General features: G+C 69.0%; 13 protein-coding genes. 1 reads left to right on the top strand and 12 read right to left on the bottom strand.

Going from position 1 to position 14,217, the window contains the following annotated elements; translation table 11 throughout:
* Positions 1–49: 49 nt before the first annotated feature.
* Genes nusB through GO592_RS14285 form a run of 3 tightly spaced genes read right to left on the bottom strand, consistent with a single transcriptional unit; the run spans position 50 to position 2,261 of the window.
* A complete protein-coding gene (gene nusB / locus GO592_RS14275; protein WP_005241711.1) occupies positions 50–559 on the bottom strand; it encodes a transcription antitermination factor NusB in 510 nt (169 codons plus the stop codon).
* Positions 560–1,123: an elongation factor P gene (efp, locus tag GO592_RS14280; protein ID WP_005241702.1), complete on the bottom strand. Its 564-nt coding sequence runs from the start codon at positions 1,121–1,123 to the stop codon at positions 560–562.
* Positions 1,124–1,157: 34 nt separating this feature from the next.
* Positions 1,158–2,261 (bottom strand): aminopeptidase P family protein, encoded by a 1,104-nt coding sequence (locus tag GO592_RS14285; RefSeq protein ID WP_007295893.1) that lies wholly within the window; start codon positions 2,259–2,261, stop codon positions 1,158–1,160.
* Between the two features lie 136 nt (positions 2,262–2,397).
* Between GO592_RS14285 and GO592_RS14290 the strand changes: the two genes are divergently transcribed.
* Positions 2,398–3,144: a B-4DMT family transporter gene (locus GO592_RS14290; RefSeq protein ID WP_007295894.1), complete on the top strand. Its 747-nt coding sequence runs from the start codon at positions 2,398–2,400 to the stop codon at positions 3,142–3,144.
* A gap of 88 nt (positions 3,145–3,232) precedes the next feature.
* Here GO592_RS14290 and aroB read toward each other — a convergent pair whose 3' ends face one another.
* The 9 genes from aroB to GO592_RS14335 all read right to left on the bottom strand — a co-directional run bounded on the left by aroB (position 3,233) and on the right by GO592_RS14335 (position 14,201).
* Complete coding sequence (gene aroB / locus GO592_RS14295) at positions 3,233–4,345, bottom strand: 3-dehydroquinate synthase (RefSeq protein ID WP_007295895.1); 1,113 nt, start codon at positions 4,343–4,345, stop codon at positions 3,233–3,235.
* A gap of 65 nt (positions 4,346–4,410) precedes the next feature.
* Complete coding sequence (locus GO592_RS14300) at positions 4,411–4,917, bottom strand: shikimate kinase (protein ID WP_005241678.1); 507 nt, start codon at positions 4,915–4,917, stop codon at positions 4,411–4,413.
* 38 nt (positions 4,918–4,955) lie between these two features.
* Positions 4,956–6,143, bottom strand: a complete 1,188-nt coding sequence (gene aroC / locus GO592_RS14305) for a chorismate synthase (RefSeq protein ID WP_007295896.1) — start codon at positions 6,141–6,143, stop codon at positions 4,956–4,958.
* Positions 6,144–6,218: 75 nt separating this feature from the next.
* Positions 6,219–6,878 (bottom strand): prepilin peptidase, encoded by a 660-nt coding sequence (locus GO592_RS14310; protein ID WP_039950485.1) that lies wholly within the window; start codon positions 6,876–6,878, stop codon positions 6,219–6,221.
* A 34-nt stretch (positions 6,879–6,912) separates the two neighbouring features.
* Positions 6,913–7,740 carry a shikimate dehydrogenase gene (locus GO592_RS14315; RefSeq protein ID WP_007295898.1) on the bottom strand — a complete coding sequence of 276 codons (828 nt, stop codon included), beginning with the start codon at positions 7,738–7,740 and terminating at the stop codon, positions 6,913–6,915.
* The gene (locus GO592_RS14320; protein WP_007295899.1) at positions 7,730–9,439 is read right to left on the bottom strand and encodes an endolytic transglycosylase MltG; all 1,710 of its coding nucleotides are present in this window, start codon (positions 9,437–9,439) and stop codon (positions 7,730–7,732) included. Before GO592_RS14320 ends, GO592_RS14315 begins: the two co-directional genes overlap by 11 nt.
* Complete coding sequence (gene ruvX / locus GO592_RS14325) at positions 9,436–9,972, bottom strand: Holliday junction resolvase RuvX (protein WP_039950486.1); 537 nt, start codon at positions 9,970–9,972, stop codon at positions 9,436–9,438. The genes GO592_RS14320 and ruvX overlap by 4 nt, the downstream gene beginning before the upstream one ends.
* 2 nt (positions 9,973–9,974) lie before the next feature.
* A complete protein-coding gene (gene alaS / locus GO592_RS14330; RefSeq protein WP_007295900.1) occupies positions 9,975–12,647 on the bottom strand; it encodes an alanine--tRNA ligase in 2,673 nt (890 codons plus the stop codon).
* A 120-nt stretch (positions 12,648–12,767) separates the two neighbouring features.
* Entirely contained in the window at positions 12,768–14,201 is a 1,434-nt protein-coding gene (locus tag GO592_RS14335; RefSeq protein ID WP_007295901.1) for a replication-associated recombination protein A, read from the bottom strand.
* Between the last annotated feature and the right edge of the window lie 16 nt (positions 14,202–14,217).

The following is a 14,217-nucleotide window of genomic DNA, read 5'->3' on the forward strand; positions in this document are numbered from 1 at the left end:
ACCCCTGACCTGCGGGCCCGTGGTCGCGGGCCCGCAGCGGGACACGAACTTACGAGCCTGCGTCGGTCGACTCGCCGCCGGCGGTCTCGGCGCGCCGCGACGTCGCGGCCGCAGCCGACCGCACCTGCGGGGCCACCAGCACGACCTGACCGAGGATGCCGTTCACGAACCCCGGCGACTCGTCGGTCGACAGCTGTTTGGCCAGCTCCACCGCCTCGTCCACGGCCACGACCGGAGGCACGTCGGTGGCGTGGAACAGCTCCCACACGGCGATGCGCAGGATGGCGCGGTCGACGGCGGGCAGCCGCTCGAGCGTCCAGTCCTGCAGGTGGGACGAGATCACCTCGTCGATGCGGTCCAGGTTCTCCGCGACCCCGGTCACCACGGTGACGGTGTACGGAGCGACCGGTGCCACGGAATCGTCCTTACCGGACAGGTCCGCGCGTTCGGTCGCGAGATCGACCGGATCGAGATCTCGCGCCTCGGCCTCGAAGAGGAAATCGACGGCGCGCTTGCGGGCCTTGTGCCGTGCGCCGAGTTTCTTATGCGTACCGGACACTCAGGAATTCACACGCCCGAGGTAGTTGCCGTCGCGGGAATCGACCTTCAGCTTGTCGCCGGTGTTGATGAACAGCGGAACGTTGATCTCGGCTCCGGTCTCGAGGGTGGCCGGCTTGGTGCCACCGGTGGAGCGGTCGCCCTGCAGACCGGGATCGGTGTGCTGGACCACCAGTTCGACGGTGACGGGCAGTTCCACGAACAGCGGAACGTCTTCGTGCGTCGCAACCTGCACGGCCATGTTCTCGAGCATGAAGCGGGCACCGTCGCCGACCGTGGCCTCGCTGATCGAGATCTGGTCGTACGTGTCGCCGTCCATGAAGATGTAGTCGGTGCCGTCGTGGTACAGGTACGTCATGTCGCGGCGGTCGACCGTGGCCGTGTCCACCTTGACGCCGGCGTTGAACGTCTTGTCGACGACCTTGCCCGAGAGCACGTTCTTCAACTTGGTGCGCACGAACGCGGGACCCTTGCCGGGCTTCACGTGCTGGAACTCGGTAATCGTCCACAGCTGGCCCTCGATCTGCAGGACCAGGCCGTTCTTGAAATCACTAGTGGAAGCCACTTGCTTCGCGTCTCCTCGATAAGGTCGAAACCGTCTACACGACAGTCAGGTCTTTGGTGGTGAGTGTGAGCAGCTCCGGTCCCTGCTCACGAACCACGAGCGTGTCCTCGATCCGCACGCCTCCGCGCCCGGAGAAGTACACGCCCGGCTCGACGGTCACCGCCGCACCGTCCAGAAGTGTACCGGTGCCCAGCTTGCCGATTCCCGGAGCTTCGTGGATCTCCAGGCCGACGCCGTGTCCGAGCCCGTGCAGGAACAGTTCCCCGTAGCCCGCGTCCTCGATGACCCGGCGGGCGGCACCGTCCACGGCGGACACCTCCGCGCCCGGCCGCAGCGCGTCCCGTCCCGCCTCCTGCGACCGCGCGACCAGCGAATACACGTCCCGTTGCCAGTCGGCGGCCTGCCCGAGGACATACGTTCTGGTCATGTCCGAGTGGTACCCGCCGACCTCGGCGCCGAAGTCCAGCTTCACGAAATCACCGCTGACGAGCACCGCCTCGGTCGGGCGGTGGTGCGGGATCGCCGAGTTGGCGCCCGCCGCGACGATGGTCTCGAACGAGATGCCGTCGGCGCCGTGCGCGAGCATCAGCGCCTCGAGTTCCCGGCCCACCTCCTTCTCGGTACGCCCGGGGCGCAGGCCCCCACGCTCGATCAGCTCGGCGAGCGCGGAGTCGGCGGCCGTGCACGCCGCCCGCAGCAAGCCGACCTCGAAATCGTCCTTCACCATCCGCAGTTCCTCGACGAGACCAGGAACGGGATCGAGCCGCGCGTCCGGCGCGAGCACCGACCAGGCCGCGAACTCGTCCACCGTGACCACGTGACTCTCGAACGCCAGCGAGGACGGACTCCGCCGCCCCACCGATTCGATGAGGTGCGCGGCGCTGGCGCGGGCGATCTCGGCCCGCAGATCGGGAACCTGTTCCCCGACCTGCGTGAGATAGCGGCCGTCGGTGCAGATGACGGTGCGCTCCTCGGCACCCTCGGCATCGGCGGCATGCACGAGCAGGGCGGCGTTGGACCCGGTGAACCCGGTGAGATAGCGGATGTTCACCAGATTCGTCACCAGAAGCGCGTCGAGATCCCGGGCGGCGAGGGCCGCGCGTAGCGCCGCGCGCCGAGAACCATGATCAGCAGGCATGTCGTCAAACGTACCGGCAAATCGTCACCCGGAGGGCGCGGATAGACGGCACCCGTCCGGTGGCGAGAACAGGTTTCAGAGCGCGCCCGTGTGGGTTAGACCACACGGGTGAAAACCCGCTCGTTACGCTGTGCCCATGAATGCGTGGGTGGTACGCGGCCTCGGCATGGCCCTGATACATGTTTTCGTTCGTGTGATCCTCGGTGTGTCGATCACACAGTGGCCCCTTCAGGGTTCCGCTCTGAGATGGCTCGCTCTGCTGATCGTCGTGTTCGTGGCACTGATCTGGGCCGGCATCGACGGCATCCGGGACCGTCGCCGGAACCCCGAGCCGGAGGACGGCGCCGACCTGACGATGCTGTGGCTGAAGGCGGCCCTGCTCGGCGGCGTCGTCGCGGGTGTGGGGAGCTGGCTGGCCAACCTGATTCCGTCCCTCAACGTCACCCAGAACTCGTTCTTCTTCGAGATCACGTCCGGGGCCGCGTTCACGGTCCTGCTGATCTTCGTGCCGGCCATGCTCGCCGTGTTCCTCGGCCGGTTCTTCGTCAGCCGCGAGTCCAGGAAGACGGAGAAGGACCGCAGCGAACGTCGGCCGGCGGTGCACGGTGCCGGAACGGCCGCAGGGGCCGCAGCGGGGGGAACCGCAGCAGCAGCGGTCGCCGACGACGAGGGCTACGGACAGAACTACCCCGGCCAGGCCTACGAGCAGACCACGGACACCGGTTACGCCGGGTCCGACGCCGACACGGCGGTGTTCGAACCGGTGCACAACTACCGCGAGGACACGTCCGACCTCGATCAGCCGCAGGGCGGGGACACCGGATGGCAGGATCCTGTCGACCTCGGGAAGCGCACCACCGACGACCAGCGCCGCGGCGAGTAACAGCCCTCGGCTTCACCACACCGACAGACGACGCGGCGGTGTGAGCGCACTCGCTCACACCGCCGCCTCTCGCTTTCGTGCCGCTACGTCACAGCAGGACGCCACCGCCGGTGCCCGGCTTCTCCTCCCGCGCCACCGCGGAGTACGCGGCCACGAGCAGAGACGGATCCGGACCCTCGAGCCGTCCGGGCTTCGCGAGCCCGTCGAGCACGACGAACCGCAGGACGCCCGCCCGGTTCTTCTTGTCGGTCTGCATTCCCTCGACCAACTGGCCGAACGCGTCCGCGTCGTACGTGGTGGGCAGACCCACCAGTTCCAGGATGGTGCGGTGCCGATCCGCCGTCGCGTCGTCCAGTCGTCCCGCCAGACGCCCCAGCTCGGCCGCGAAGACGAGCCCGACGGCGACCGCCGCACCGTGGCGCCAGCGGTAGCGCTCACGCCGCTCGATCGCATGTCCGAGGGTGTGCCCGTAGTTGAGGATCTCGCGCAGATCGGACTCGCGCAGATCGGCGGCCACCACCTTCGCCTTGACCTCCACGGACCGCCGGATCAGTTCGGGAAGAACGGTTCCCGTGGGGTCGAGAGCGGCTTCGGGGTCCTTCTCGATGAGATCCAGAATCACCGGGTCGGCGATGAAGCCGGTCTTCACGACCTCCGCCATCCCGGCAACGATCTCGTTGCGGGGCACCGTCTCGAGCGTCGCCAGGTCGATCAGCACCGCCGACGGCTCGTGGAACGACCCCACCAGGTTCTTGCCGGCCTCGGTGTTGATACCGGTCTTGCCGCCGACCGCCGCATCCACCATCGCGAGCAACGTCGTGGGCACGTGGATCACGCGCACACCGCGCATCCACGTCGCCGCGACGAACCCGGCGAGGTCGGTGGCCGCGCCGCCGCCCAGGCTGACCACGGCGTCGCTGCGGGTCAGCCCGATCCGGCCGAGGACCTCCCAGCAGAAGCCGGCCACCGCCAGATCCTTGCCGTCCTCCGCGTCCGGAATCTCGATGCGGTGCGCATCGATTCCCTTCTCGGCGAGCGCCGCGCGCACCGCCTCCGCCGTCTCCGCCAGCGGCGGCTGATGGAAGATCGCCACCGTCCTCGTGCCGGTGAGTTCGTCCACCAGCTCGCCGAGCAATCCGCGCCCGATGATGACCGGGTAGGGGTTCGCCGTCTGCACCTGTACGCGTACCGGTTCGGTCACTGTCTGCTGCTCCGCTCCGTCTTGTCCGAGATTCTCGGATGTCTCTGTTCCGCCGGGGTCGCCGATCACTCGGCGAGTTTCGCCACCAGCTGCTGCACCACACGAGCGGGACTCCGACCGTCCGTGCGTATCCGGATGGACGCCACCTGCCGGTACAGCGGTCGGCGCTTGCGCATCAACTCGGTGTACTTCTGGCGGGGGTCGCCACCGGCGAGAAGGGGGCGCGCGGTGTTGGTCCCCGTGCGCTTGAGCCCCTCGGCCACGCTGATCTCGAGATAGATCACGGTGTGGCCCTTCAACAATTCCCGGGTGCGCTCGGAGAGGATGGATCCACCGCCGAGCGACACGATCCCCTCGTGGCTCTCGATGGCCTTCCGGACGATCTCTTCCTCCAGGGCACGGAAGGCGGGTTCGCCCTCCTGGACGAAGATCTCGGCGATCGTACGTCCCGCCTCTTCCTCGACCGCCACGTCGGTGTCGAACAACGGAAGGTCCAGGGCCTGCGCGAGGCGCCGCCCGATCGTGGACTTACCCGCTCCCGGGGGGCCGACGAGCACGGCTTTCGGTGCCATCATCCGTCACCGCCCCGACGCGACGGCAGACCGGCTGGTCATCGCGCGAGCCGAGCTGCGACGCCCGACGCGTACCGCTCGTAGCTGGCGGTCGTCTCGGCAACCGAGTCGCCCCCGAACTTCTCGAGTGCCGCCTGGGCGACGACCAACGCGACCATCGCCTCGGCCACGACACCGGCGGCGGGCACCGCGCACACGTCGGACCGCTGGTGAATGGCCACGGCTTCCTCACCGGTCGACATGTCGACGGTGGCCAGTGCGCGCGGGACGGTCGAGATCGGCTTCATCGCCGCGCGAACGCGGAGCGCCTCCCCGTTGGTCATGCCGCCCTCGAGACCGCCCGCGCGGTTGGTCGAACGCAGGATTCCGTCCGGGCCCGGACGCATCTCGTCGTGCGCCTGGCTGCCGCGACGGCGCGCGGTCTCGAAGCCGTCGCCGACCTCGACACCCTTGATGGCCTGGATTCCCATCAGGGCGGACGCGAGACGGGCGTCGAGGCGGTCCGCGCCGCTGATGAACGATCCGAGACCCACGGGGAGGCCGTGGATGACGACCTCGACGACACCGCCCAGGGTGTCGCCGTCACGCTTGGCGGCCTCGATCTCGGCGATCATCGATTCCTCGGCGGCCTTGTCGAAGGCGCGTACCGGGCTGGCATCGATCGCCGCCAGATCCGACCCGGTGGGTTCGGGGCCGACATACGGGTCGGACGCGCCGATGGAGATCACGTGGGACAGCACCTCGACGCCGAACACCTGGCGGAGGAAGCTACGGGCGAACGTCGCGGCCGCGACCCGGGCCGCGGTCTCGCGTGCACTCGCGCGTTCGAGAACCGGGCGGGCGTCGTCGAATCCGTACTTCAGCATGCCCGAGTAGTCGGCGTGTCCGGGGCGCGGACGGGTGAGCGGCGCATTCCGCGCCTGATCGGCGAGCAGTTCGGCGTCCACCGGGTCCGCGGACATGATGGTTTCCCACTTGGGCCACTCCGTGTTGCCCACCTCGACGGCGATCGGACCGCCGAGCGTCCGCCCGTGGCGCACACCACCGACGATGGTGACCTTGTCGGCCTCGAACTTCATCCGCGCACCGCGGCCGTAGCCGAGGCGGCGTCGCGCGAGTTGGGTCGAGATGTCCTCGGACGTCACTTCGACGCCCGCGACCATCCCCTCGAGCATCGCGACGAGGGCGGGACCATGGGATTCTCCGGCAGTTATCCAGCGCAGCACGCCCAATATCCTTCCATGTCGCCGCGCCCGGCAGTGACGGTGGTCCTCCCAACCGCGTGCCGGGCGCGGACCCGCTCAGGCGACGTGCGCGGCGAACAGCGCAACCAGTGTCGCGACACACATGGCGGGGCCGTGCGGGAGCGGCGACGGCGAACGCCGAACGGCGAGGACGGTGCCGCCCGCCAGCGCTGTGAGCGCCGGCGCGAGCCCGGCCGCGAGCACCCAGGCCTCTCCCCCGGCCAGCCCGGCGGCCGCGCCGACTCCGAGAGCAAGTTTCACGTCACCCGCACCGACCGCACCAGGTGCGCCCAGGTACAGGGCGAGATACGCCGCCGCCAGCAGGAACCCGCCGATCACGGCCGCGGCCGCGGATCCGGTCGCGGCACCGCCGACGACGATCGCGAGGAATCCGGGCAGGGTCAGTAGGTTCGGCAGCCGCCGCGCACACAGATCGGTGGCGGCGAGACTCACACACCACCACCAGAACGCCAGCGCACACGGCAGCACCCACGGTGCCGATGCGGCGGAGCTGGCCCAGACCGTGACGGCGACGCCGACGGCGCACACCGCCTCGCACCAGCCAGGCCGCACCCTTCCCACGAACAGGCCGGACGTCAACCGGGCTGCCCATCCCGCACCCGCACCTGCCACCACACTCGCCGCGATCAGCCACCACATGCCGAGCAGCATGCGTGACCGGGTCACGGTGTCGATCACCGTGACCTGGCACGACAACCGACCTGTGGATGGCGGTCCGGCCTGTGGACAACTAGCCCAGAGCGGCTGCCATCGCGTCGCGCGGCGCCGGGCGACCGGTAAACTGCTCCACCTGCCCGAACGCCTGGTGCAGGAGCATCGAGAGCCCGCCGACGACGGTTCCCCCGGCCGCCTCGACCGCCGCGGCCAGCGGGGTCGGCCACGGGTCGTAGATCGCGTCGAGCACGAACGGCGCCCGCCCGAGAATGTCCGCGTACTCGGTGATCGCGGCGGACGGAACGGTGCTGACGAGCGCGGACGCCGCCGCGCACCGGGCACCGAGTTCCGGGCTGTCGAAGCCGAGCAACCGGACGTCGAGCCCCACCGATTCCGCGCACCCCAGTGCACCTGCCGCGCGACCCGCGTCCCGTGCCACCACGGTCACCGATTTCACGCCCATGTCGGCGAGCGCCACGAGCGCGGGCCTCGCCGTTCCCCCGGCGCCGACGACGACCGCCTCGGCGCCCGCGATGGTTCCGACACCACCCGCGGTGAGCGCACCGCTGACCCCGTCGACATCGGTGCAGTCGGCACGCCAGCCACCTTCGATACGGACGAGGGTGTTCGCCGAGCCGATCGCCACCGCCCGTTCGGTGCGCTCGGACGCGAATTCGAGTGCGGCGATCTTGCCCGGCATCGTGACGGACAGACCGACCCATTCCGGGCCGAGCCCGGACACCAGGCCGGGCAGCCGCTCCCCGTCGCACTCGATCCGGTCGTACGTCCACCCGGTGAGACCGAGCGCCCGATACGCCGCGAGGTGCAGTTGCGGCGAGCGCGAATGCGCGATCGGGCTGCCCAGCACCGCAGCTTTGCGTGCGGTCACCACTTCATCGTCCACTGTTGAGAATCCCGTTGTTCAGGGCCTGGTCGATGTTGGCCAGGTGTTCGTCGTAACTCTTCGTGAACAGGGTCGTGCCCTTCGAATCGACCGTCACGAAGTAGATCCAGTCGCCCGGCGCCGGTTGTTCGACGGCCTGCAACGCCCCGATGCTCGGCGAGGATATCGGCGTCGCAGGCAGCCCGGGGCTGGCGTACGTGTTCCAGGGTGTCACCTGTGCGCGGTCGGCGTCGGTGGTGGCCAGTTCGGTGGTGTCGAGCGCGTAGTTGACGGTCGAGTCGAACTGCAGCGCCTGGTTGACGGCGAGCCGGTTCAGGATGACGCGAGCGACCTTCGAAAAGTCGTCCGGCATCGCCTCCCGCTCCACCAGTGACGCCGCGATCAGCATCTTGTACGGCGTGAGGCCGACCTGGTTGCCCGCGGTGAGGATGCCGGTCTTCTCGTAGCTCGCGGAACTCTCGGTGACCAGCCTCTGGAGTATGGCGGCGGGGCCGGCGGTCGGATCGAAATCCCAGCTGCCCGCGGCGATCAGTCCCTCGAGCTGACGATCGCGGTCCGGAACACCGGCGACCGCGTCCTTCGCCCAGTCGGGAACCCCGAGCGCGGACAGGTCGCCCGCACCGGCGGCGTTGAGGTCGTCGTAACCGATGCACTGCTCCTGGCCGGCCTCACCGATGCAACTGGCCTCGGAGATCAGGGTGTAGATCCCCTTCTTCTTGGCCCCCGTCTGCACATCGGTGGTGTCGTGGAGTTGCCTGCCCTCGGAGATGATCATCTGCCCGACGCGGGAGGCAGGGTCGACCAGTTCTTGCACGGCATCATCTGCCGGGATCTGGGTCGAGAGGCTGTAGAAGCCGGGTTGCACCGAGTTCATCGCGTTGCTCTGGACTGCGGCGTTGAAGAAGGCCGATCCGCTGGCGACGACGTCCCGCTCGGCCAGAGTGGAGGCGATCTCCTCGGCGGTGTCGCCCGGATGGACCTGCACGACCACTTCGGGACCACCCGGGCCCGCGTAGTCCGCGGGGGCGTCGGGACCGCCGAAGAACATCTTGCCGCCGACGAACACGATGCCGACCAGCACTATCAGGACCGTCGCGGCCGCGAGGGCGCCGAACAGTTTTCCTCGGCGTGCGCGGCCCTTGGCCTGTTTGCGGCGGCGGGCCTGCGTGCGGGCGTGGGCGCGCGTCGGTGGGATCTCCTCGGGGATCGCCGAGATTATCTGCGTCTCGGCCTCCGCGAACGCGACATCGGGCTCGTCGGGCGGTGTGTCGTAGCGGTCGTCGGGATAGGTGTGGGCCTCGTACTGCTCGTCGACATGCACCGGCTCGTCGGCGTAGGCGGGCTCGTCGTACGCGCGGTCGTCGACTGCCGGTGCCCGGTAGGCGTGGGCGTCGCCGTACGAACGGGCACCGTATCCGTCCTCGTAGACGGGCTCGGGGTCGAACCGCTGCTCGTATACCGGGTTCTCGTACGCGGACTGCTCGTACACCGGTTCCGTGTAGTCGGCGTGGGGTTCGTCGACGTGACGGTCGTCGTACACCACCGCGTGGCGCCCCGTGGTGACGACGTCGTCGTCCTCGGGGGGCGGCGCGTAGTCGACCTGGTCGTCGTCCTCGTCGAGGTAGCGGTGCCGTCGGGGTTCGCGGGGGACGTACTGGAATTCGGGTCGCTCACCTACGGGTCGCCGATGATTGCTCACTGGCCTCCCTCCGGTAGCTGCACGTCCCCACCTGAATCCCCTGCATTCACCGACCTGCTCCGCTCGTCCAACCATCCCTGCAAGATCGCCACCGCCGCAGCCTGGTCGATCACAGGACGCTGGCCCCTCGCACTGACACCGCTCTCGCGAAGCGCCCGCGCGGCAGTGACGGTCGTCAGACGTTCGTCCGCCATCCGCACCGGTACCGGGTCGACCTTCCTTCGCAATCGCTTCGCGAACACAGTAGCGATCGAGGCGGCCTTCCCCCGTTCACCCCGCAAGGTCTGCGGCAGACCGACGATAACCTCCACGGCCTCGTATTCCTCGACAATGTCGGCAATGCGCCGGATATCCGGCGCGTCGGGTCCCCGCTCCTTGGACCGGGGCACCGTCTCCACGGGGGTGGCGAGGATCCCGTCGGGGTCGCTCGACGCGACGCCGATCCGGACGCTGCCCACATCGATGCCGATGCGCCGACCACGCCCAGGGTCGTCGACTCCCGGTCGATCCGGACCCTGTTCCGCGTGATCCACCGCTACTGGCTCCCCACCTTGTCCGCCACTTGTCCCCGGACAGCGTCGAGGGCGGCCGCAATTCCGCTGGTGTCGGAACCGGAACCCTGTGCCATGTCGGCCTTTCCGCCTCCGCGGCCGCCGATCTTCGGACCGAATCCCTTCACGAGGTCGCCGGCCGCCACGCCGAGTTCCTGAGCCGCCTTGTTCACGGCCACCACGAACGGAACCTTGCCGTCGACGTCACCGAGCAGCACGACCACGGCGGGCTGGGTGCCGAACCGGCCGCGGATGTCTGTGACGAGCCCACGCAGGTCGTTGCCGCCGACACCGGCCGGGGCGGAGTCCGCGACCAGCAGCACCGGCCCGACCCGCTGCGCCTTGTCGACGAACGTGCCCGCCGCGGCGAGAACCGCCTGCGCACGGGTCTGCTCGAGTTCCTTCTCCGCCACCCGAAGTCGCTCCACCAGCGCCTCGACGCGGGCAGGCACTTCTTCCGAGGGCACCTTCAGCGACGACGACAGACCGGCGAGGAGCGCGCGTTCCTTGGCCAGGTAACGGTACGAATCGAGCCCGACGTAGGCCTCGACGCGGCGCACACCGGAACCGACGGACTGCTCACCGAGCAGTGTGACGTTGCCGATCTGCGAGGAGCTGCCCACGTGAGTTCCACCACACAGCTCCATCGAGAACGGTCCGCCGATCTCGACTACCCGCACCTCGTCGCCGTAGTTCTCGCCGAACAGCGCCATCGCACCCATCGACTTCGCCTTGTCGAGGTCGGTGACGAACGTGTTCACCGAGTAGTCGGCGGCCACCGCCTCGTTCGCGACGACCTCGATGTCCTGCTTCTGCGCTTCCGTCAGCGCGCCCTGCCAGGAGAAGTCGAAACGCAGGTAGCCCGGCTTGTTCAGCGAGCCGGCCTGAACCGCATTGGGGCCGAGCACCTGTCGCAGCGCGGCGTGCACCATGTGCGTGCCGGAGTGCCCCTGGGTGGCACCCTTGCGCCACGCGGCGTCGACCTGCGCGAGCACGACGTCGCCCTCGGTGAGCTGACCCTCCTGCACGGTCACCTTGTGGACCCATAGCTTCTTGGCGATCTTCTGGACGTCGTTGACCTTCACCCGCAGTCCCGGGCCGGTGAGGGTACCGAGGTCGGCGATCTGTCCACCCGCCTCCGCGTACAGGGGGCTGCGGTCGAGGATGACCTCGACGTCCTGGCCGGCCGTCGCGACGGGGAACCGCTGCCCCTGCGAGATCAGCGCGAGAACGTGTGCCTCGGAGACCAATTCGTGGAATCCGGTGAACTCGGTGGGTCCGCGGTCGAGGAGTTCCTTGTAGACGGTCAGGTCGGCGTGCGCGTGCTTACGGGCCTGGGCGTCGTCCTTCGCGCGCTGCCGCTGTTCCGCCATCAGCGTGCGGAAGCCCTCCTCGTCGACGGTCAGGCCGGCTTCGGCCGCCATCTCCAGGGTCAGGTCGATCGGGAAACCGTACGTGTCGTGGAGCGCGAACGCCTGGTCGCCGCCGATCGTCGACTTGCCGGACGCCTTCACCGACTCGGCGGCGCCTTCGAACAGCTTCGAGCCGGACGTGAGGGTCTTGAGGAACGCGGTCTCCTCCCCCACCGCGACCGTCTCGATGCGGCCGAAGTCGGTGTCGAGGACGGGGTACGACGGTGCCATCGTGTCGCGGACGACGGTGATGAACTCACGCATGCTGGGCTTGTCGGCGCCGAGCAGCTTCGCGGACCGGACGATGCGCCGCAGCAGGCGGCGCAGGACGTAGCCGCGCCCGTCGTTGCCGGGGTTCACGCCGTCGGCGATGAGCATCGCGGCGGTGCGCGCGTGGTCGGCGATGACCCGGAAGCGCACGTCGTCGTCGTGGACGGCGCCGTACTTGCGGCCCGACAGTTCCTCGGCCTTCGCGATGACCGGGCGCACGAGGTCGGTCTCGTACACGTTGTCGACGCCTTGGAGCAGGAACGCGACGCGTTCGACGCCCATGCCGGTGTCGATGTTCTGCTTCGGCAGCGGGCCGAGGATCTCGAAGTTGTCCTTGCTGATGCCGAGGCCACGCTCGTTCTGCATGAACACGAGATTCCAGATCTCGATGTAGCGGTCCTCGTCGGCCTCCGGGCCGCCTTCCTTGCCGTACTCGGGGCCGCGGTCGTAGTAGATCTCCGAGCACGGGCCGCAGGGGCCGGGAATGCCCATGGACCAGTAGTTGTCGGCCATGCCGCGGCGCTGGATTCGCGATTCGGGAACGCCGACCTCGTCGCGCCAGATGTCGCGGGCCTCGTCGTCGTCGAGGTAGACCGTCACCCAGATGCGCTCGGGATCGAAGCCGTAACCCCCGTCGTCGACGCTCGAGGTCAGCAGCGACCACGCGTGCTTGATCGCGTCGCGCTTGAAGTAGTCGCCGAACGAGAAGTTGCCTGCCATCTGGAAGAACGTGTTGTGCCGTGTGGTGATGCCCACATTCTCGATGTCGAGGGTGCGCACACACTTCTGGACACTGGTCGCCCTCGGGTACGGCGGCGTCTGCTGGCCGAGGAAGAACGGCACGAACTGCACCATCCCGGCGTTGACGAACAGCAGGTTCGGATCGTCGAGAATCAGCGAGGCGCTGGGTACCTCGGTGTGGCCTGCCTTGACGAAATGGTCGAGGAAGCGCCGGCGAATCTCGTGGGTCTGCACGTCAGTGATCCTTATTGTCTGTCTCGAGGGCAACGATGGGTCGAACTACAGGGTCGAACCGGGGTCCAGCCGCTGATGCGGTCGCCGGGCAGCCGGGCACACCCGGCGGTTCGGCCACATTCAGCTTAACCGGCCACCCTGACGGTTCGTGCCGCGGACGATGGCGCGCAACTTGTCCACGCGCCCCGCGATGTCCCGCTCACCGCCGTGAGTGGTGGGCTGGTAGTAGTCGACACCGACCAGCTCGTCCGGCGGATACTGCTGCGCCAGTACCCCGTCGGGGTGGTCGTGGGGATAGCGGTACCCGACGGCGTTGCCGAGTTTCGCCGCCCCCGCATAGTGGCCGTCGCGCAGATGCGGCGGGACGAGTCCGGCGTTTCCGGCGGCGACGTCCGCCATCGCGGCGCCGAGCGCGGCGATGACGGCCCCCGATTTGGGAGCGGTCGCGAGGTGGATCGTGGCCTGCGCGAGGGCCAGGCGGGCCTCGGGCATACCGATCAGCTGCACCGCCTGCGCCGCGGCGGTCGCCGTCTGCAACGCGGTGGGGTCGGCCATCCCGATGTCCTCGCTGGCATGGACCACCAAGCGCCTCGCGATGAAGCGGGGGTCCTCGCCCGCGGTCAGCATCCGCGCCAGGTAGTGCAGGGCGGCGTCGACGTCCGAGCCGCGGATCGACTTGATGAAGGCGCTGATCACGTCGTAGTGCTGATCGCCGTCGCGGTCGTAGCGGACGGCCGCCTTGTCGACGCTCGCCTCCACGGTCGCGAGGTCCAGCAGCACCGGACGGTCCGCGTCACCGGCCTGGTCGAGCGCAGCACCCGCCGCCGCCTCGAGCGCGGTGAGCGCCCGGCGGGCGTCGCCGGCCGCGAGGCGCACCAGATGATCCATCGCGTCACCCGCGATCTCGATCTCCCCGCCGAGACCCCGCTCGTCGGTGCGGGCCCGCTCCAAGAGGTTCTCGATGTCGTCCGCCGTCAGCGACTGCAGTTGCAGGACGAGCGAGCGGGACAGCAGCGGGGACACCACGGAGAACGAGGGGTTTTCGGTGGTGGCGGCCACGAGCAGCACTATCCGGTTCTCCACCGCCGCCAGCAGGGCGTCCTGCTGGGTCTTGGAGAAGCGGTGCACCTCGTCGATGAACAGCACCGTCTGCTCGCCCGCGAGGAGGCGGCGGCGTGCCAGTTCGATGACACCGCGCACTTCCTTCACCCCGGCGGACAGCGCGGACAGCGCCTCGAAGCGGCGGCCGGTGGCCCCCGAGATCAGCGACGCCAACGTGGTCTTGCCCGTGCCGGGCGGACCGTACAGGAGGACGGACGCGGCCCCCGACCCCTCCACGAGACGTCGCAGCGGCGCACCGGGGCCCAGGAGATGCTGCTGCCCGACCACCTCGCCGAGCGTGCGAGGACGCATGCGCACGGCCAGCGGTGCGTGGTGGTCGGCCGACACCGGACCGGGAACCGATCGCGGGGCCGCCGCCTCGTCGGGCTGCGCCGTCTCGAACAGGCCTGCCGACTCGTCCTCGCCGACATCCGAACCGAAAAGATCGCTCACAAGTTCGACGCTACTG

Source organism: Rhodococcus sp. 21391, from assembly GCF_016772255.1.
In the GTDB taxonomy this organism is placed as follows: domain Bacteria; phylum Actinomycetota; class Actinomycetes; order Mycobacteriales; family Mycobacteriaceae; genus Rhodococcus_F; species Rhodococcus_F opacus.